Source organism: Streptomyces sp. NPDC002055, from assembly GCF_040296705.1.
In the GTDB taxonomy this organism is placed as follows: Bacteria; Actinomycetota; Actinomycetes; order Streptomycetales; family Streptomycetaceae; genus Streptomyces.
This window is the reverse complement of the sequence record NZ_JBEOXS010000020.1, coordinates 91771-110585: the sequence shown is the minus strand read 5'-3', so window position 1 is coordinate 110585 and position 18815 is coordinate 91771. Positions and strand designations below refer to the sequence as shown.

The following is an 18815-nucleotide window of genomic DNA, read 5'->3' as shown; positions in this document are numbered from 1 at the left end:
GCGGTCGGTGGCGGGCGGCGGCGCGGGGCGTGGCGTCCTGCGGCGCGGGGTCGGGGGCGGTGGTCATCGAAAGGATCCGGTCATCCGCCGGGGCGGTATTCGACCGGGAGCCGGGCGGGGCGTTCCCCGGTCGGCGGGACCTGCAGGGTCTTCAGTGCGAACTCCATGACCTGCTTGTACACCGGGCCGCAGACCTGGCCGCCGAAGTAGCTTCCGCTGGTCGGGTTCTGCACGGCGCAGTAGACGGTGATGCGCGGCTTGTCGGCGGGGGCGAAGCCCGCGAAGGAGGCGGTGTAGCCCCGGTAACGGCCGGTCTCGGGGTCCACCCGGTTGGAGGTACCGGTCTTGCCGGCGACGCGGTAGCCGGGGATGCGGGCCTTGGTGCCGGTGCCCTGCTCGTCGTCGACGACCGACTCCAGCATGCGGGCGAGGGTCTTCGCCGTCCCCGGGCTGACGACCCGGGTCCTCTCGGGCGCCGGGGCCCGGGTGAAGCGGCCGTCCGGTCCGCGGCTGCCGCGGACCAGGGATGGCTCGATCCGTTCGCCGCCGTTGGCGATGGTGGAGTACACCGAGGCGGCCTGGACGGCGTTGAGCGAGAGCCCCTGGCCGAACGGGATCGTGTACTGCTGCGAGGAGCTCCAGTCGCCGGGTTCGGCCAGGATGCCCGGTGTCTCGCCGGGGAAGTTCAGGCCGGTCGGCCGTCCGATGCCGAATTGCCGCAGGTAGGAGTGGAGGACCTGGTTGGCCTTGCGGTGCGTCCGGCCGAGCTGTTCGACGGAGAGGATGGTGCCGATGTTGCTGGACTTGGCCAGCACTCCGTTGAGGGTCAGGTCCCAGGTGGGGTGGTCGATGTCGTCGGCGAACAGCCGGTCGGCCCGGTGCAGCCGGTTGGGGACGGTGACCCGGGTCCCGGCGGTCGCCACGCCCTCCTCCAGCACCGCGGCCATGGACATCACCTTGCTGGTGCTGCCGGGTTCGTACGCGTCCTGCAGGGCGGCGTTGCCGAGGGAGCCCCGGGCCGTGGAGAGGTCGTTGGGGTCGAATCCGGGGGCGTTGGCCATGGCCAGGATCTCGCCGGTGCGGGTGTCCTGGGCGATGACGTAGCCGCGGTCCGCACCCGAGGTCCGCACCTGCTCGCTGATCGCCTTCTGGGCGGCCCACTGGATGTCCCGGTCGATGGTCAGCTCGACATCGGAGCCGGGGACGGCGGGCTGCTCGTGGGAGCCCACGGTGGGCACCTGACGGCCGCCGGACTGGGCGTAGGTGACCTTGCCGCTCTTTCCGGCGAGCCGCTTGTCCAGCTGGGCCTCGAGCCCGCCGCCGCCCTTGCCCTCGGCGTTGACGAAGCCCAGTATCCCGGCGGCGAGGTCCTTGTTGGGGTAGATCCGCTTGCTGTGCGGCTCCTGGAAGACCCCGGCGAGGACGTTGCCGCCCTTGCCCTGGGCCGCCTTCTCGGCGAAGGCGTTCTTGAGGTCCTTGATCTGGTTCCAGACCTGCGGCGGCTGCCGGCGGGCCAGCAGGACGTAACGCGTGTCGGGGGCGGAGAGCTTCCGGGCGAGTTCGTCCTCGTCCCGGTCGAGGATCGGCGCGAGGAGGGCCGCCGCCTGCCGGGGTGCGTCCTGGGCCTTGCTCTGCTCCGGGGTGAAGCGGAACGGGTCGGCGGTGATGTCGTACGCGTCGACGGTGGCGGCGAGGGCCACCCCGCTGCGGTCGGTGATCGACCCGCGCTCGGCGGCGAGGGTGTGGGTCACATAGCGGTTGACGTCGGCCTTGGCCGCGTAGGTGCTCGCGTCCACGGCCTGCACCTGGAGGAGCCGGACCACGAACGCCAGCATCACGACGGTGAGGCCGAGGCCGATCAGCCGCAGGCGCGGCCGGGGCCGGGCGAGGCGGATCTGCTGCGGGCGCGCCGCGGGGCGCGGGCGGCGGGCGTCACCGCGCGGCGCGGCGGGGCGGGGCACACGGCGCCGCGGGGGCTCCTGGGGCGGGGTCATGCGAGGGCCTCCGAGGGGTGCGTCTCGGGACGGGGGCGCCGTCTCACCGGGCGCGGCGCAGCCGTCACGGTGCCGTGGCGAGCCGGGGCGCGTACCCCGCCGAGGCGGGCGACGGTACACCGCGGGCCGTGCCGTCCGGGTTCAGGAACGCCGGGCTTCCGCCGGGCACCAGCCCCAGTTCCCGCGCCCGCTTCTCCAGGGCGTCCGGCGCGGAGTGGGCGTCGACCTCCTGCTGCAGGGCCTGCTGCTGGTCCGTCAGGTCGGTGGTCTCCTTCTTCAGCCGGCTCAGCCGGAAGGAGCCCTGGTTCAGCGAGGCGTTGAGCAGCAGCAGCGAGATCAGGCCACCCGCGAGGAGGACCACGACGAGCACGACGAACGGCGTCCGGGCGGCCGGGCCGGAGCGGGCCGGCACCAGGTGTGCCAGCCGTGCTGCCCTGCCGCGGACGGCCCGTTTCACGCCACGTCCTCCCGGATGCGCTGAGCGCCGCGGAGCCGCGCCGGGGCGGCCCGCCGGTTCTCGGCGACCTCTTCCTCCGTGGGCAGCTCGGCGCCGCGGGTGAGGAGCTTCAGCCGGGGCTGGTAGCGCTCGGGGACGATCGGCAGGCCGGGGGGCGCGGTGCTGGTGGCGCCTTCCGCGAAGACCTGCTTGACCAGCCGGTCCTCCAGCGAGTGGTAGGAGAGGACGGCGATCCGGCCGTCGACGGCGAGCCGGGAGACGGCGGCGGGAATGGACTCCTCCAGGACCGACAGCTCTCCGTTGACCTCGATGCGCAGCGCCTGGAAGGTGCGCTTGGCCGGGTTGCCGCCGGTGCGCTTGGCGGCCTGCGGGAGGGCATTGCGGATCAGTTCCACCAGGCGGGCGCTGTTGCTGAAGGGTTCCTTCTCGCGCTCGCGGACGACCGCTTCCACGATCTTGCGGGCGAACTTCTCCTCGCCGTAGGCGCGCAGGACGCGGACCAGCTCGCCGGGCGGATAGGTGTTGAGGACCTCGGCGGCGCTGATGCCGGTGCTCTGGTCCATCCGCATGTCGAGCGGGGCGTCCTGGGCGTAGGCGAAGCCCCGGTCGGCCTCGTCCAGCTGCATCGAGGAGACGCCGAGGTCGAAGAGGACGCCCTGGACGCGCGGGACGCCGAGGCGGTCGAGGACGTCGGGCAGCTCGTCGTAGACGGCGTGCACCAGGGTGGCCCGGTCACCGAAGGGCTCGAGGCGCTCACCGGCCAGCTTCAGGGCGACCGGGTCGCGGTCGAGGGCGATGAGCCGGGCCGCGGGAAAGGTGCCGAGCAGGGCTTCGCTGTGGCCGCCGAGCCCGAGCGTGCAGTCGACGACGACCGCGCCGGGCTGGGCGAGAGCTGGGGCCAACAGGTCCAGGCACCGCTGGAGCATCACCGGGACATGTCGGGTCTCGCTCATGCGCCCCTCTCAGGTCCGGCGCGCGCCGGGCGTACGCACCGCCGGGTCCCCGCCCGCTCAGAAGGGGAAGTGGCCTGCTGGCGCCGGGGAAGGGGCGTCAGCCCGCCGGGAGCGGGAGGAGGCCGAGCCGTGCGTACGCGCAGCGCACGCGGGGTTTTCAGTTCCGAGGGGAGCTTCACGCCTCCCACTTCGCGTCACTTTAGTCCACTCGTCCCCTCGGTCAACCAACGGGCCTGCGCGCCGGGAAACTGTTCGTCACCCGTTCGGCCGCAGGCTCCTCGCCCCTGTGGGTTACCTCACAGCACGGGTGCGTTGGCCTCGTTATGCCCGACCTCACCGAGGGCCGCCCACGGGGAGGCGGGCTAACGTCAGCACTATGTCGACATCCGCACCTCAGCCCGCCGCCGACCGCCCCGCCGACAACGGCACCGCCGGCGACTCGGTCATCGACCGCCTCGTCGAGGCGAACCGGACCTACGCGGCCGGCTTCACCGACCCGGGGATGGACGCCCGCCCGGCCCTGAACGTCGCCGTGGTCGCCTGCATGGACGCCCGCATCGACCTGCCCGCGGCGCTCGGCCTGCGGCTGGGCGACTGCCACACCATCCGCAACGCGGGCGGGGTGGTCACGGACGACACCATCCGCTCCCTCACCATCAGCCAGCGGGCGCTCGGCACCCGCCACGTCCTGCTCGTCCACCACACCGGCTGCGGCCTGGAGAGCCTCACCGAGGAGTTCCGGCACGACCTGGAGATGGAGGTCGGGCAGCGGCCCGGGTGGGCGGTGGAGTCCTTCCGCGACGTCGACCAGGACGTCCGGCAGTCCCTGGAGCGGGTCCGCACCTCCCCCTTCCTGCTCCACACCGACGACGTCCGGGGCTTCGTCTTCGACGTCGGCACCGGCCTGCTGCGGGAAATCGACCCCCGTCCGTGATCACTTGAGTGATCATCTCCGTATGTATCCGCGTGACCGCGCCGGTGGCGACACCGGGGCCGGGAACGACGGGACGGCGATCACCAGGCAAGCCGGTCACTCCTGACGAAACGGCCGCGGTTATCCACAGCCGAGTGACGTAAAGGCGTACGGGCATGAAGAATGCCTGGTGTGACACCGAACCGGTTCCTGTCGGACGCGGTGCGCATTTTCGGGGTGGACCGGGGCCGTTGACGAGGGCTCCGGTCCGACAGGACGGGCCGAGGAGGGCCGGGTGACCACCTATGACGATCGAGCGAGCCTCACGGATCTGACGTCCGCTGCGGAGCGGGTGCGCGGGTCGGTGGAGAGCGTGATCGAGGGCAAGCCGGACGTCGTACGGCTCTCGCTGACCGTGCTGCTCGCCGAGGGGCATCTGCTGATCGAGGATGTGCCGGGCGTGGGCAAGACCATGCTCGCCAAGGCGCTCGCCCGGTCGATGGACTGCTCGGTCCGGCGCATCCAGTTCACCCCCGACCTGCTGCCCTCGGACATCACCGGCGTGAGCATCTTCGACCAGCAGCAGCGGGAGTTCGAGTTCAAGCCCGGGGCGATCTTCGCGCAGATCGTCATCGGGGACGAGATCAACCGGGCCTCCCCCAAGACCCAGTCGGCGCTGCTGGAGTCGCTGGAGGAGCACCAGGTCACGGTGGACGGGCAGACCTACGAGCTGCCCAGCCCCTTCATGGTCGTCGCCACCCAGAACCCGGTGGAGATGGAGGGCACCTACCCGCTCCCGGAGGCCCAGCGGGACCGCTTCATGGCCCGGGTGTCGATCGGCTATCCGAGCGCGGAGGCCGAGCTGCAGATGCTGGACGTGCACGGCGGCGTCTCACCGCTGGACGACCTGCAGCCGGTGGCGCACGCCCACGAGATCGTGAAGCTGGTGGACGCGGTCCGCAGCGTCCACGTCGCCGAACCGGTGCGGCGCTACGTGGTGGATCTGGTGGCGGCCACGCGCACCCACCCCGACCTGCGGCTGGGCGCGTCACCGCGAGCCACCCTGCACCTGATGCGGGCGGCGAAGGCCGCGGCGGCGCTGGGCGGCCGGGACTTCGTGCTCCCGGACGACGTGCAGGGGCTGGCCGTGGCGGTGCTGGCGCACCGGCTGCTGCCGACGCCGCAGGCCCAGCTGAACCGGCGCACCGCCGAGCAGATCGTCGCGGAGATCCTGCAGCGGACCCCGCTGCCCGACCCGTACGGCCACCAGGCGCCCGGCGCACGGAGGCTGTGATGACCGCCGCGCCCGAGCCGTCGGCGGGCGACGAGGACGGGGGCGGTCTCCGGGGCGCGCTCTCCGGGCTGACGACGCGCGGGCGGTCCTTCCTGGCGGCGGGTATAGCGGCGGCGATCTGCGCCTACGTGCTGGGCCAGCCGGACCTGCTGCGGGTGGGGCTGCTGCTGGCGGTGCTGCCGCTGGTGGCGGTGACCGTGCTGTTCCGCACCCGGTACCGGGTGGCGGGCAGCAGGCGGCTGTCCCCGGGACGGGTGCCGGCCGGCTCGGAGTCCCGCGTGTACCTGCGGGTCGACAACGTCTCGAAGCTGCCGACCGGGCTGCTGATGCTCCAGGACCGGGTGCCGTACGTCCTGGGGCCACGGCCCCGGTTCGTGCTGGACCGGGTGGAGGCCGGGGGGCGGCGTGAGGTCTCGTACCGGGTGCGGTCCGACCTCCGTGGCCGCTATCCGCTCGGCCCGCTCCAGCTGCGGCTGAGCGACCCGTTCGGGATGTGCGAGCTGACCCGGGGGTTCAGCGCGCACGACACGCTGACCGTGGTCCCGCGGGTGGAGGCGCTGCCCGCGGTCCGGATCGCGGGCGACGCCTCGGGGTTCGGCGACGGCCGGCACCGCTCGCTGGCGCTGGCCGGTGAGGACGATGTGATCCCGCGCGGCTACCGCACCGGTGACGATCTGCGCCGGGTGCACTGGCGCTCCACGGCCCGGTACGGCGAGCTGATGGTGCGCCGCGAGGAGCAGCCGCAGCGGTCGGGCTGCACCGTACTGCTCGACACCCGGCGGGCCGCGCACCGGGGCGCGGGGCCGGACTCGCCGTTCGAGTGGGCGGTGTCGGGCGCCGCGTCGGTGGCGATGCACCTGCTGGAGCAGGGGTTCTCGGTCCGGCTGCTCACCGACTGCGGCAGCGCCGTGCCGGGGCCGGAGGGGTCCGGCGGGGACAGCTCCGCGGCCGCCGGGCTGCTCCTGGAGACGCTCGCGGTGGTGGAGCACTCCGACAACTCCGAGGAAGAGGGCTTCTCCCGGGCGTACGACGTGCTGCGCGGCGGCAGCGAGGGGCTGCTGGTGGCCTTCCTCGGCAGCCTGGACGACGAGCAGGCCGCGGTGGTGGCCCGGATGCGGGCCCGCACAGGGGCCGCGGTCGCGTTCGTCCTGGACGACGCCGCCTGGGCCGGGGAGAGCAGGCCGGCCGGGCAGGCGGCCTTCCGTCACCGGCAGCAGCTGCTGCGCGAGGCGGGCTGGACGGTGCTGGCCGTCTCGCCGGGGGACGCCCTGCCCGAGCTGTGGCGCCGCGCGGACGGGCAGCGGACGAGCGAGGGGGCGCCGGTGGGCGGCCTCACGGGGAGCGGGGCATGAGCGGACGGGGACGGCTGACGATCTGCGCGGCGCTGGCCACACTGCTGGCGGCGGGTTCGCTGCTGCCACTGGTCGAGCCGACCGGGTGGATCCTCCAGGCCGCACTCCTGCTGACCGTCGTCTCCGGAGTCGGGGCGCTGACCCGCCGGGTGCCGCTGGCCAGGCCGCTGACGGTCGCCGCGCAGGCCCTGGCGGCGCTGCTGCTGCTCACGGTGGCCTTCGCCCGCGGGCAGGCGGTGGCCGGTGTGCTGCCGGGGCCCGACGCGTTCCAGGAGTTCGGACAACTGCTCGCCGAGGGCGCCGACGACGTGGGGCAGTACGCCATACCGGCTCCGGTCACCGGAGGCATCCGGCTGCTGCTGATCGGCGGGGTGCTGGTCATCGGCCTGGCCGTGGACGCGCTGGCGGTGACGTACCGCAGCGCCGCGCCCGCCGGTCTGCCGCTGCTCGCCCTGTACTCCGTCGCGGCCGGGCTGTCCCAGGGCGGGGCGCGCTGGCTGTGGTTCCTGCTGGCGGCCGCCGGATATCTGCTGCTTCTGCTCGCCGAGGGCCGGGACCGGCTGTCCCAGTGGGGGCGGGTCTTCGGCGGGGCACCCCGGGGGCCGAGCCGGCTCGGAGCGGGGCTGGAACCGGCCGGCGGCCGGCCCGGCGCACCGGTGCGGTCCGGGCGGCGGATCGGCGCGGTGGCCCTGGGCATCGCCCTGGTGGTGCCGGCCGCCCTGCCGTCGCTGGGCGGCGGTCTGCTGGGCGGACAGGGGCGCGGCGGTGACACCGGACCGGGCGGCGGCACGATCTCCGCCGTGAACCCGCTGGTGTCGCTGCAGAACAGCCTGAACCAGCCGGAGGACCGGGAGGTCCTCTCCTACCGCACCAGCGCCGACTCCACGCAGGACATGTATCTGCGAATCGTCGCCCTCGACCACTTCGACGGCAGCTCCTGGAAGCCCTCGGAGCGGCGGGTCGGCGATGTGCCGTCGCCGCTGCCCGCCGCGCAGGGGCTGGGGCCGGGGGTGCGGACCAGCACGGTCCGGACCAACCTGGTGGCCGCGGACTGGTACAAGCAGAACTGGCTTCCGCTCCCCTACCCCGCCACCGAGGTGCGGATCGGCGGACGGTGGCGGTACGAGCCGGAGGGCCGCACCCTGGTCGGCGACCGGGGGCAGACGACCCGCGGAGCGAAGTACCAGGTGTCGAGCCTGCTCGTGGAGCCGACGGCGGAGCAGCTGGCGCAGGCCGGGCAACCGCCGGCGGAGCTGCTGGAGGAGTACACGAAGGTCCCGGAGTCGCTGCCGGGCGTGGTGGGGCGCAAGGCGCGTGCCGTGACCTCGGGCGCCTCCAACCCGTACGAGAAGGCCGTCCGGCTCCAGGACTGGTTCGCCTCGAAGGGCGGGTTCACCTACGACACCCAGGTCGCGGCGGGCAGCGGTTCGGAGGCCATCGCCCGCTTCCTGAAGCAGAAGCAGGGCTTCTGCGTGCACTTCTCGTTCTCGATGGCGGCGATGGCCCGGACGCTGGGCATCCCGTCGCGGGTGGCGGTGGGCTTCACGCCCGGCTCCTCCGGTGCGGACGGGTCGATGTCCGTGGGGTTGAAGGACGCCCACGCCTGGCCGGAGCTGTACTTCCAGGGCATCGGCTGGACCCGCTTCGAGCCCACGCCGACGCGGGGCACCGTGCCCGACTACGCCATCGAGGAGGCCCCGTCCGGCGGAGCTTCCGAACCGGCGGAGCCGCTGCCCAGCACGACATCGGCTCCTTCGGCCGAGCCGACGCCCTCGGACAGCTGCCCGCCGGAGATGAAGAAGCTCGACGGCGGCTGCGGCGCACCCGTTCAGCAGACGGGCAGCGGCCCCACGGACCGCGGTCTGCCGCTGGGCACCATCCTCTCCACCACGGCCCTGGGGCTCCTGGTCCTGGCCCTGCCCGCGCTGCCCCTGCTGTGGCGGGTCCGGGTGCGGCGACGGCGGCTGTCCGAGCCGGGCGGGGGCGGGACCGCCCGGGACGGGCACCCCGGCCCCGGTGAGCGGACCGGACCGGACTCCGGTCCGGGTGAGCGGACGCTGGCCGCCTGGCGTGAGCTCATCGACTCGGGATGGGACTACGGCATCGTGCCGGACGACTCGCACACACCGCGTCAGGCCTCGGCCCGGATCGCCCGGCAGGGCGGTCTGGACACCGCGGCGACCGAGTCGGCGCACCGGGTGGCGGCGGCGGTGGAGCAGGTGCTGTACGCACCGGCGCCCCGTCCGGCCACCGGGCTGGCGGCCGATGTCCGCCGGGTCCGGGACGGGCTGCACTCGGCCGCGGGCCGGAGCACCCGGCTGCGAGCCCTGCTCGCTCCGCGGTCGGCGGCACGGGTGGCGTGGGCCTTCTCCCGGTGGCGGTCGGCGCAGGTCGCGCGGTGGAGCGCCCGATGGGGCGTGGACCGCTGGGCGGAGACCCTGCGGCGCGCCGTCCCCGGCCGCCAGCGAGGGTGAGGAGACCGGCTCAGCTCCCGGTGGACCGGCCGGGGAAGCCCTCCCGGCGGCGTGACGATGCCGGCCGGAGAGCCCTCCCGGCGGCGTGAGGACACCGGCTCAGCTCTCGATAGACCGGCCGGGGAAGCCCTCCCGGCGGCGTGACGATGCCGGCCGGTGACGCCCCCGCTCGTGAAGCAGCCATCCGGTCTGGTGGGCTGCCGGCAGTCGGCAGTCGGCAGTCGGCAGTCGGCAGTCGGCAGTCGGCAGTCGGCAGTCGGCAGTCGGCAGTCGGCAGTCGGCAGTCGGCAGGAGCCTCGTAGCAGCCGGGGGGCCGACTCGGTTTCCAGGAGCCAGGGACAGGATTCCCGGGAACCGGAACGGGTTTCCCAGGGAGGCAGGTCAGGATCCCGAGAGAAACAGCTCGGGCAAGGCAGCGGAGCTGCGCGGCAGACGTCTTCGCCACCGGACAGTCGCAGTCATCCGGTGACGCGGGACCACCGTCCTGCGGAGGGCAGGCGTCTCCACGACGCTGCCGACGGGGGCTTGGGCGCGCTCATGGCGTACCGAGCGGAGGACCGACGGTGGGACGTGATGTCCGGCGCCGGCCGGTCGACCGGCGCCCCGACGTCCGTCAGTGGCCCTGCTCGTCGCGGCGGCGCTGCCACCGCTGCTCGATACGGTTCATCACCGAGCGACGCTGGCGGGTCTGACGGCGCTGAGCGGCACCGCCACCCTGGCCGCCTGCTGCCGCACCCTGCTCACCCGGTTTGGGGGCCTTGCGCCAACCGGTCACCGCGAGCACTGCGCACCCGAGCATGACGAGAAATCCCACCACGCTGACCCAGATCTGCTGCGCGACCATTCCGGCCATGAGGAGCGCGATACCCACCAGGAAGCCCGCGACCGCCTGGTAGACCCGTCGCCGGGTGTACGTACGCAGCCCGCTTCCCTCAAGCGCTGTCGCGAACTTGGGATCTTCTGCGTACAGCGCTCGCTCCATTTGCTCGAGCATTCGCTGCTCGTGCTCCGAGAGCGGCACGGAGTCCTCCTACTCGTCGGTCGCGGGGGGCGACCGGGGTGCGACGCTTTCAGGATAGGCAGGGATTCGCCCCCGTGAAACCCGCCCCTCTGCGCCAATTCGCCATTCCGGGCCGCCCTGGCGTCACAGGTGGTGGGACGTGCATTCCCTGGCCTCCCGTCCGTCATGCCGGACCGTGTCCCCCGATCATACGGGGCCATGCGGCTGATCGGGTGGCGTGTGGCCCACTGCACGCAACCGCGTGCGCTGCGTGTGCGATACGAGCGCGGCGGCGGGGCGACCCGCGGGGGCCGGACGCGCCTGCCCACGACGCCGGTTGCGTTGGGGTCCCGTCTACGGATGCACCAGTCGGATTCCGGCCATATCGCCGGGCGCATAAGAGGAGCCCGACAGCACCCGTCCGAGCGGCGACACAGACGGCTGAAAGTCTCCGCGGGCAAGCGAGACCCCACGACGGCGCGCCGGGCCGACGGCCCTTGTGGCCGCCGCCTACAGCCCGGGCCGAGCCGGAGCGGAAGGAAGGTGAGGTGAGGTGAGGTGAGGTGAGGTGCGGGGCGGGATGGGATGGGATGGGACCGAGCAGGTCCTGACCGGAGCGCGCCGGAGCGGGTACGACAGGCAGGGTCGCACCCCGTCGGCCCAGCCGGACGGCCCTGGCACGACACCACCCCGGCACGACAAGCCCAGTCCAGCCCGACAGCCCAACGCGACAGCCCGGGCAGAGAGGCCCGGCAGAAGCCGGGCCAGGCGCGTCAGCCCGCCTCGCGCTCCCCCAGCACATGCAGCTGGGTGGCCACCGAGCGGAACGCCGGGAGTTCGGCCGCCGCCTCCTCCAGCTTGAGCAGCGCCTCGACCGCGCCGGGCTCGGTGTCGACCAGGACGCCCGGTACCAGGTCCGCGAAGACCCGGACTCCGTGCACCGCCCCGACGGCCAGCCCGGTCGCGGAGACCAGGTCGGTCAGCTGGTCGGCGGTGAACCGGCGCGGAACCGGGTCACCCTCTCCCCAGCGGCCCTCGGGGTCGGAGAGGGCGTGCCGGGCCTCGGTGAAGTGCCCCGCGAGCGCCCGGGCCAGCACCGCGCCGCCCAGGCCCGCCGCGAGCAGGCTGAGGGTGCCGGACGGACGGAGGGCCGCCACGGCGTTTCGCACGCCCTCGGCCGGGTCGTCCATGTACTCCACGACTCCGTGGCAGAGCACGGCGTCGTAGGCGCTGCGCTCGACGACGTCGAACAGGCCGTGGGCGTCGCCCTGGACGCCGCGCACCCGGTCGGCGACGCCGGCCTCCGCGGCCCGCCGCTCCAGGGCGAACAGCGCGTTGGGGCTGGGGTCGACGACGGTCACCCGGTGGCCGAGCAGCGCGACCGGCACCGCGAAGTTGCCGGTGCCGCCGCCGGTGTCGAGGACGTCGAGGGTTTCCCGGCCCGCGGCCTTCACCCTGCGGTCCAGGGCTTCCTGGAGCACCTCCCAGACCACTGCGGTACGGAGAGAGGCGCGGGGACGCATCGGGTCGGACACAGCGGGTGGCTCCTCGGCGCGGGACCGCCGCGGACGGCGGGAAAGCGAACTGGTGCAAGCGGCTCCCACCCTATTGCCTCCCGAAGTCATCCCGCGTCCGGCCGGGCCCCCGCCCGCGGATACGGCAGGGCGGGCTGGAGGACGAGCAGCCGCTCGACGATGCGGAGGAACATTCCGGCGTCCCGTATCAGGTCGTCCGCGTCCCGGCGGCCGGCGGCGTCCCGGATGCCCGCCTCGGCCCGGGCACGGCGGGCAGCGCCGGAGGCGAACAGCATGCTCCACTCGGTGAGTTCGGGCGCCACCTCGGGGAGCACCTCCCAGGCGCTGCGGATGCGCTGCCGGCGGCGCGATGTCTCCTCGGGGCGGCCGCGCACGGCGAGTACGGCGGCCGCGGTGCGCAGGGCCGCCAGATGTGCGGTGGCGTAGCGCTCGTTCGGCGTCTCCAGCTCCCGGGCCTCCGCCAGGCCCTGCCGCGCCTGGGACAGCAGGCCGAGGGCCTCGGGCGGCGCCGTGGCGCGCCGCACCACCGGGTGGACGTCCGCGGCCGCCCCCACCGAGGCGGGGCCGGGGCGGCCGGAGCGCCGCCGCCCCGGTACGGGACGGTGGGCGGCACCTCCTTGGACGACGCCGCCTTGGACGGCACTGCCTTCGGCGGCGCGCCCTTCGGCGGAACTTCCTTCGGCGGAACTTCCTTCGGACGGGGTGGTCGGGCGACGGGCGGGCGTACGAGCCATGACGAACCTCCTGTCGTCGCGAACGGCTGCATGCCGTATGCCCACATCGTCCGGCCACCCACTGACAATCCGCGCTGAGCTGCGGTTTCTCCGGTTGTGGACCCCGAGTTGAGGTGCGCTGGGGGTATGGGCCATACTTTTGCACTGACCAGTCAGTTCAAAAGGGGAGGGTTCGTGGACAGCACCCCGCACGGGGCGGCAGTCACGGCCGTGGGGCTCGGCCTCGAAGGCCCCCGCGGCTGGGCGTTCCGGGATATCGACATCACTGCCGAACCGGGCGCGCTCATCGCCGTGGAGGGGCCTTCGGGTACGGGCCGTACCTGTCTGCTGCTCGCACTCACCGGACGTATGCGTGCCACTGCCGGCCACGCCGACATCGCCGGTCTGCGACTGCCGAAGAAGATGGCCGCGGTGCGCGGGATCAGCGCGCTCGGCCCGGTTGCGGGCGTATCGGAGCTCGATCCCGCACTGACGGTCGCCGAACATCTGCGGGAGCGGGCGCTGCTCCAGCGCCGGTTCAGCGGTTCGCTGCGCGAGCTGCTGCGCCCCCGCGCGGAGCGCGCGGCCGAGGGCCGCCGCCGGATCGACACCGCGCTGCGGACCGCCGGACTGGACCTCGAGTCGCTGCCCAAGGGCCCCCGGACGGCCGTCCGGGACCTGGAGCGGCTGGAGGTGCTGCGGATGTCCGTGGCCCTGGCGCTGATGAACCGTCCGCGCCTGCTGGCCGTGGACGACACGGACCTGAAGCTCTCGGACGCCGAGCGCGAGCAGGCGTGGGCGATGCTCCGGGACGTGGCGGGCGACGGCACGACCGTCCTGGCCGTGTGCAGCGAGGCGCCGAAGGACGCGCTGGTCGTCTCCACGGGCCGTGCCGAGCGGGCGGGCGAGGACGCGTCGCGGCCCGCGGGCCGGACGGCGGACCTGACCAAGGACCGGGCCAAGGGCCTGACCGAGGACCGGGCCAAGGACCGGGCCGAGGAGCGGGCATCGGCGGGCGACAAGCCCCAGGGCGCCCTGCGGAAGGGCACGGCGAAGAAGGCCGCGAAGAAGGCCGCCGAGCAGGACGGACCGGCCTCCCCGGCCCGTACCGAGGAGCCGGCCCCCACCGAGGAGCGCGCCACCACCGAGGACCGGGCCGCCGCCGAGGACACCGGCCGGACACCGGCACAGACCGCGGACGAACCGGGCGAGGACCGGCCGGCCGAGGCGCAACCGACCAGGAACGAGAAGGAAGAGGGGGCGGCGGATGCGCTCGCCGAAACTGGCCGCGCTTGAGCTGAAGCGGTTCGGCAGGGGGAAGCTCCCGCGGGCGGCGCTCGTCGCCCTGCTCCTCCTGCCGCTGCTCTACGGGGCGCTCTACCTGTGGTCCTTCTGGGACCCGTACGGCCATCTCGAGAAGATCCCGGTCGCCCTGGTGAACAGCGACCGGGGTGCCAGCGCGAAGGGCGAGAAGGTCACCGCGGGCCACGACATCGTCGACGGGCTGCGCGACAGCAACACCTTCGAGTGGCACGAGGTGAGCCCGGCGGAGGCGAAGAAGGGTGTCGAGGAGGGGAAGTACTACCTCTCCATGACGGTGCCCGGCGACTTCAGCAAGCGGGTCGTGTCCAGCTCCGGCGAGCACCCGGAGACCGGCGCCCTGCAGGTGCGCACCAACGACTCGAACAACTACATCGTCGGCCAGATATCCCGCAGCGTCTTCTCCGAGGTGCGGCGGGCGGCGTCGACCAAGTCCTCCCGCAGCTTCCTCGACAAGATCTTCGTGGCCTTCTCGGACATCCACGGGAAGACGGTGAAGGCCGCCAAGGGGGCCGACAAGCTCGACGGCGGCATCGGCAAGGCCAAGAAGGGCTCCGGGGACCTGGCCCGGGGCCTGGCCGACGCCAAGAAGGGCAGCGCGTCCCTCAAGGACGGCCTCGCCAAGATCGACGTCAACACGGGCCGGCTGGAGGAGGGGTCCGGCAAGGTCGCCGACGGCACCCAGCAGTTCGCCGACAAGGCGCGGCGGGTCAAGGCGGTCGAGCCGTTCCTCAAGGAGCACGGAGCCGAGATCGGCCGGTACTCCCGGATCGTCGCCGACGCCTCCCTCACCATCCGCGGCCGGCTCGACGAGCTGCCCTCCCCCACCACGACCCAGAAGGTCGCCGAGGACAGCCGCGAGGCCGCCGACTACCTGACCCAGGACTACGAGAAGCGGTGCACGAGCGCCCTGCTGCCGGAGACGTCCTGCGCGAACCTCAAGAAGGCCGCGGACGCGGCCGAGAAGGCGGCGAAGGCCGCGGCGGCGGTCGACAAGCTGGTGCAGAACAAGAACGGTGAGCTGGACAAGCTCAGCCGGGACCTGAACACCATCCACACCATCGCCGACCAGCTCGCGGACCGGGCCCCGACGCTCTGGAAGGACATCGACAGCGGCGTCAAGCAGGTCAACGCCCTCAACGCCGGAGCCCACAAGGTCTCCCGGGGGCTGGACGCCCTGCACACCGGAACGGGCAAGGCCCGCACCGGCATCAACGAGCTGGACACCGGCATCGGCAAGCTGTCCACCGGCGCCAACTCGCTCAACGGCGGCATGTTCAAGCTCGCCGACGGCTCCGGGAAGCTCGCCGGCGGCCTGCACGACGGCGCGGAGCAGATCCCGGACTACGGCAAGAAGGAGCGGGACGCCCGTACCGAGGTGATGGCCGACCCGGTGCGGCTCGCCTCGAATTCGATGCACAAGGCGCCGAACTACGGCACCGGCTTCGCCCCGTACTTCATCCCGCTGTCGCTGTGGGTGGGTGCGATGGTCGCCTACATGCTGATCCAGCCGCTGAACCGGCGGGCCCTCGCCGCGGGCGCCTCCGCCTGGCGGATCGCGCTGGCCGGCTGGCTGCCGGTCGCCGTCCTCGGCATCGCGCAGATGGGCGCCCTGATGGCCGTACTGCACTGGGGCCTGGGTCTGGAGATGGCTCACGCGGGCGGCACCATCGGCTTCCTCGCCCTGGTCACGGTCTGCTTCGCCGCCATCGTGCAGTGGCTCAACGCCCGCTTCGGGCCCGCGGGCCGGATCCTGGTGCTGGCGCTGCTGATGCTCCAGCTCACCTCGGCCGGCGGTACGTACCCGGTGCAGACGAGCCCCGGCTTCTTCAACGCCATCCACCCGTTCCTGCCGATGACCTACGTCGTCGAGGGTCTGCGCCGGCTCATCACCGGCGGCGGCTTGGACCAGGTCTGGCTGGGCTCGGCCGTGCTGGCCGCCTACACCGTGGGGGCGCTCGCGCTCACCGCGTGGTCGGCCCGCCGCAAGCAGGTGTGGACGCTGGACCGGCTGCACCCCGAGCTGAGCCTGTGAGCGGGGTCGCCGCTCCCTCGGGCGGTATCCCGAGGAGAATCGTGGGCATGGACACCAGCACCCGCCGCCAGGCGACGCGTACCAAGCTCTACGAGGCGGCCGTCACCCTGATCGCCGAGAAGGGCTTCTCCGCCACCACGGTGGACGAGATCGCCGAGCGCGCGGGGGTCGCGAAGGGCACGGTCTACTACAACTTCGCGAGCAAGACCGAGCTCTTCGAGGAACTGCTGCGGCACGGCGTGGGGCTGCTCACCGCGTCGTTGCAGCGTGCGGCGGACGAGACCGCGGCACGCGGCGGCAGCCGGGTGGACGCCCTGGACGCGATGATCCGGGCCGGGCTGGGCTTCATCGAGCGCTACCCGTCGTTCACCCAGCTGTACGTGGCGGAGCTGTGGCGCACCAACCGGGCCTGGCAGTCCACCCTGATGGTGGTCCGGCAGCAGGTCGTCGCGGTGGTGGAGAACGTCCTGCGGGAGGCCGTGGAGCGGGGTGAGCTGACCGAGGAGATCGATGTGCAGCTCACCGCCGCGGCGCTGGTCGGCATGGTGCTGGTGGCCGCGCTGGACTGGCAGGCGTTCCAGCCGGAGCGGTCGCTGGACGATGTGCACGCCGCGCTCACCCGGCTCTTCCAGGGCCGGCTGAGCCGGGACTGATTTCGGCCGCGGGCCGGTCCTCCGGGGTTGCTCCGGCGCTGCGAGGCGCCGGGGCAACCCCGGCGGCACATCTGCTGCCGCGCCGGGGGTCCGGCACCGGGCGGCCGACACAGCAATGCGCTGTCCGTCGCGGCTCGATCCCCCCGAGCCGCGGCGGACAGCGCTTCCCCCGTCGTCCCCCGTGTCCCCCTTCCGGTGAAGCGCCGCGTTCCCCCGTGACGCTCCCCGTACGGCCGGGGTGCCGCGCCGTTCCGCCGCCCCGTGTCGGCGGTGCCGGCGCCGCGCCCCTTCCGTGGCCTCCACTCTTCCGTCCGGAGGGACCGCCGCCCATCCGCGCCGCTACTCATCTCCCGTCCTGAGTACGGGTACTCAGGGCTGCGCGCTCCTGCCCAGAGGGCCGCGGGAGCCCTCCTCCGGGCCGGGGCCGGGCTGTCGGTGGCGGCGGATAAGGTCTGGTCCATGGCACGGATTGCGGTGATCGGCGCCGGGACGGGCGCGATGGCGGCCGCCGCCCGGCTGGCCGTGGCAGGCCACCGGGTGACGGTGTACGAGCGCACGGAGACCTTCGGCGGTGGCGTGCGGCGCCTGGAGCGGGACGGCTTCGGGTTCGACACCGGGCCCGGTCTGCTCCGGCTGCCCGCGGTGTACCGCGATCTGTTCGTCAAGACGGGCAAGGAGCCGCTGGAGAGTTGCGTCCGGCTCACCCAGGTGGATCCGGCGAGCCGGCATCTCTTTCCCGACGGGACGGCGGTGGCGCTGCCCAACGCCTCCCGGGCGGGGGTCGTCGAGGCGCTGGACTCCGCCCTCGGCGCCGGCGCGGGCGAGCGCTGGAGCGACCTGATCAACCGCGCCCGGGACGTCTGGGACGCGACGCGCAGGCCGCTGCTCGAGGAGCCGTTGTGGCAGGACTGGCAGGTCCTGGGCCGCGACCCGTATCCGGCGGTGCGGCGGCGCGGGCTGTTCGGGCGCGGCAAGCGCCCGGACACCCTGGCCACGGTCGCCCGGCGCGAGCTGCGCGATCCACGGCTGGTCGCCCTGCTGGAGAGCCACGCGCTGGCGCACGGCTTCGACCCGGTGTCCGCGCCCCCGAGCGCGACGGTGCTGCCGTACATCGAGCAGACCTTCGGCTGCTGGTACGCCGAGGGCGGCATGCGGGCCCTGGCGGAGGCGCTGTACGAGCGCTGCCGGGCCCGCGGGGTGGAGTTCGTGTTCGGCGCCGGCGTCACCGGTATCCCGGAGAAGGACGGCCGGGCGGCGGGCGTGGAGCTGGCGGACGGCAGCGTGGCGGAGGCGGACCAGGTGGTCGCCGGAGTGGACCCGTCGCTGCTGGCGGAGCTGCTCGACGGCTCCGCGGGGTCTCCGTGGCGGGGCCGGGCGCTGTGGCAGGAGGGCGACAAGCGGCCGGACCCGGCTGCCCGGGCCCGGGTGCCGGGCCGGCTCACGGTCTGTCTGGCCCTGCGGGGCGCCCGCCCGGACGGGGTGGCCCACCGGACGGTGATCCACTCGGCCGACCGCGGCGAGGAGCTGGGCTGGCTCTTCGATCCGGAGCCGACGCTCCAGGAGAGCCTCTGCGAGTTCCCGACGGTCACCGTGCTGCGGCCGGACGACCGCTCCCTGGTGCCCGACGCGGAGCACGAGGCGGTGACGCTGTCCGTCACGGTGCCGCCGCACGGGCCGGTGGACTGGCGGGACGACACCACGGTCCGGCGCAGTGCCGACCGGGTCGTGGCGATCGCCGAGGCCGCGATACCGGGCCTGCGGGAGCGGGTGCTCTGGCGTGAGGTGCGCACGCCGGCCGACACGGCCGCGCAGACGGGCGCGGAGGGCGGTTCGGTGCCGGGCCCGGTGCTGGCCGGGGCCGGGGGGCAGCAGCTGCGCCCGGCCAACACCACCCGGATTCCCGGGCTCCATCTGGTGGGCGGCTGGTCGCACCCCGGGGGCGGGCTCGCTCACGCCGGGATGTCGGGGGCGCTGGTCGCCGGGCTCATCGTGGAAGGGGCCGACTGGCGCGGCTCGCAGTGACGGGCGTGGGCGGCGGCCGGACGGCCGCCGTCCGGCCCGGTCCGGGCTCCTGAGCCGACGGGGTACGGCCGATGACCCAGCCGACGTTGGCCGGGACACG

General features: G+C 73.7%; 14 protein-coding genes. 8 read left to right on the top strand and 6 right to left on the bottom strand.

Annotation, left to right across the window (positions count from 1 at the left end; all coding sequences use genetic code 11):
- Window positions 1-80: 80 nt before the first annotated feature.
- The 3 genes from ABT112_RS15245 to rsmH form a co-directional block, all read right to left on the bottom strand.
- Window positions 81-1994, bottom strand: a complete 1914-nt coding sequence (locus ABT112_RS15245; protein WP_351509573.1) for a peptidoglycan D,D-transpeptidase FtsI family protein — start codon at window positions 1992-1994, stop codon at window positions 81-83.
- A 64-nt stretch (window positions 1995-2058) separates the two neighbouring features.
- Window positions 2059-2451: a cell division protein FtsL gene (gene ftsL, locus ABT112_RS15240; protein WP_502975344.1), complete on the bottom strand. Its 393-nt coding sequence runs from the start codon at window positions 2449-2451 to the stop codon at window positions 2059-2061.
- The gene (gene rsmH, locus ABT112_RS15235; RefSeq protein ID WP_351509571.1) at window positions 2448-3404 is read right to left on the bottom strand and encodes a 16S rRNA (cytosine(1402)-N(4))-methyltransferase RsmH; all 957 of its coding nucleotides are present in this window, start codon (window positions 3402-3404) and stop codon (window positions 2448-2450) included. Before rsmH ends, ftsL begins: the two co-directional genes overlap by 4 nt.
- A 376-nt stretch (window positions 3405-3780) precedes the next feature.
- On the opposite strand from rsmH, the gene ABT112_RS15230 reads away from it, so the two are divergent.
- The 4 genes from ABT112_RS15230 to ABT112_RS15215 all read left to right on the top strand — a co-directional run bounded on the left by ABT112_RS15230 (window position 3781) and on the right by ABT112_RS15215 (window position 9437).
- Window positions 3781-4338: a beta-class carbonic anhydrase gene (locus ABT112_RS15230; protein ID WP_351509569.1), complete on the top strand. Its 558-nt coding sequence runs from the start codon at window positions 3781-3783 to the stop codon at window positions 4336-4338.
- Between the two features lie 274 nt (window positions 4339-4612).
- On the top strand, window positions 4613-5611 hold the full coding sequence (locus ABT112_RS15225; RefSeq protein ID WP_351509567.1) for an AAA family ATPase: 999 nt from the start codon (window positions 4613-4615) through the stop codon (window positions 5609-5611).
- Window positions 5611-6963, top strand: coding sequence for a DUF58 domain-containing protein (locus ABT112_RS15220; RefSeq protein ID WP_351509565.1), 1353 nt, complete (start codon window positions 5611-5613; stop codon window positions 6961-6963). The genes ABT112_RS15225 and ABT112_RS15220 overlap by 1 nt, the downstream gene beginning before the upstream one ends.
- Entirely contained in the window at window positions 6960-9437 is a 2478-nt protein-coding gene (locus ABT112_RS15215; protein WP_351509563.1) for a transglutaminase TgpA family protein, read from the top strand. Before ABT112_RS15220 ends, ABT112_RS15215 begins: the two co-directional genes overlap by 4 nt.
- 613 nt (window positions 9438-10050) lie before the next feature.
- Here ABT112_RS15215 and ABT112_RS15210 read toward each other — a convergent pair.
- From ABT112_RS15210 to ABT112_RS15200, 3 genes are all read right to left on the bottom strand, one after another.
- Window positions 10051-10458 carry an SCO2097 family morphological protein gene (locus ABT112_RS15210; protein ID WP_351509561.1) on the bottom strand — a complete coding sequence of 136 codons (408 nt, stop codon included), beginning with the start codon at window positions 10456-10458 and terminating at the stop codon, window positions 10051-10053.
- Window positions 10459-11210: 752 nt separating this feature from the next.
- Window positions 11211-11972: a methyltransferase gene (locus ABT112_RS15205; RefSeq protein WP_351509559.1), complete on the bottom strand. Its 762-nt coding sequence runs from the start codon at window positions 11970-11972 to the stop codon at window positions 11211-11213.
- Window positions 11973-12058: 86 nt separating this feature from the next.
- Entirely contained in the window at window positions 12059-12706 is a 648-nt protein-coding gene (locus tag ABT112_RS15200) for an SAV_6107 family HEPN domain-containing protein (RefSeq protein WP_351509557.1), read from the bottom strand.
- A 174-nt stretch (window positions 12707-12880) separates the two neighbouring features.
- Here ABT112_RS15200 and ABT112_RS15195 point away from each other — a divergent pair, with 174 nt between their 5' ends.
- The 4 genes from ABT112_RS15195 (at window position 12881) to ABT112_RS15180 (ending at window position 18715) form a co-directional block, all read left to right on the top strand.
- Window positions 12881-13981: an ATP-binding cassette domain-containing protein gene (locus ABT112_RS15195; RefSeq protein ID WP_502975343.1), complete on the top strand. Its 1101-nt coding sequence runs from the start codon at window positions 12881-12883 to the stop codon at window positions 13979-13981.
- A complete protein-coding gene (locus ABT112_RS15190) occupies window positions 13953-16040 on the top strand; it encodes a YhgE/Pip family protein (protein WP_351509554.1) in 2088 nt (695 codons plus the stop codon). The genes ABT112_RS15195 and ABT112_RS15190 overlap by 29 nt, the downstream gene beginning before the upstream one ends.
- Window positions 16041-16087: 47 nt before the next feature.
- Complete coding sequence (locus tag ABT112_RS15185) at window positions 16088-16693, top strand: TetR/AcrR family transcriptional regulator (protein WP_351509552.1); 606 nt, start codon at window positions 16088-16090, stop codon at window positions 16691-16693.
- Between the two features lie 459 nt (window positions 16694-17152).
- Window positions 17153-18715 carry a phytoene desaturase family protein gene (locus tag ABT112_RS15180; protein ID WP_351509550.1) on the top strand — a complete coding sequence of 521 codons (1563 nt, stop codon included), beginning with the start codon at window positions 17153-17155 and terminating at the stop codon, window positions 18713-18715.
- Window positions 18716-18815: the final 100 nt, after the last annotated feature.

Excerpts from the sequence above, each read along its gene's own strand:
- ABT112_RS15245 (WP_351509573.1), bottom strand. The coding sequence starts at position 1,994 with ATGACCCCGCCCCAGGAGCCCCCGCGGCGCCGTGTGCCCCGCCCCGCC.
- rsmH (WP_351509571.1), bottom strand. The coding sequence starts at position 3,404 with ATGAGCGAGACCCGACATGTCCCGGTGATGCTCCAGCGGTGCCTGGAC.
- ABT112_RS15230 (WP_351509569.1), top strand. The coding sequence starts at position 3,781 with ATGTCGACATCCGCACCTCAGCCCGCCGCCGACCGCCCCGCCGACAAC.
- ABT112_RS15220 (WP_351509565.1), top strand. The coding sequence starts at position 5,611 with ATGACCGCCGCGCCCGAGCCGTCGGCGGGCGACGAGGACGGGGGCGGT.
- ABT112_RS15215 (WP_351509563.1), top strand. The coding sequence starts at position 6,960 with ATGAGCGGACGGGGACGGCTGACGATCTGCGCGGCGCTGGCCACACTG.
- ABT112_RS15200 (WP_351509557.1), bottom strand. The coding sequence starts at position 12,706 with ATGGCTCGTACGCCCGCCCGTCGCCCGACCACCCCGTCCGAAGGAAGT.
- ABT112_RS15190 (WP_351509554.1), top strand. The coding sequence starts at position 13,953 with ATGCGCTCGCCGAAACTGGCCGCGCTTGAGCTGAAGCGGTTCGGCAGG.
- ABT112_RS15185 (WP_351509552.1), top strand. The coding sequence starts at position 16,088 with ATGGACACCAGCACCCGCCGCCAGGCGACGCGTACCAAGCTCTACGAG.
- ABT112_RS15180 (WP_351509550.1), top strand. The coding sequence starts at position 17,153 with ATGGCACGGATTGCGGTGATCGGCGCCGGGACGGGCGCGATGGCGGCC.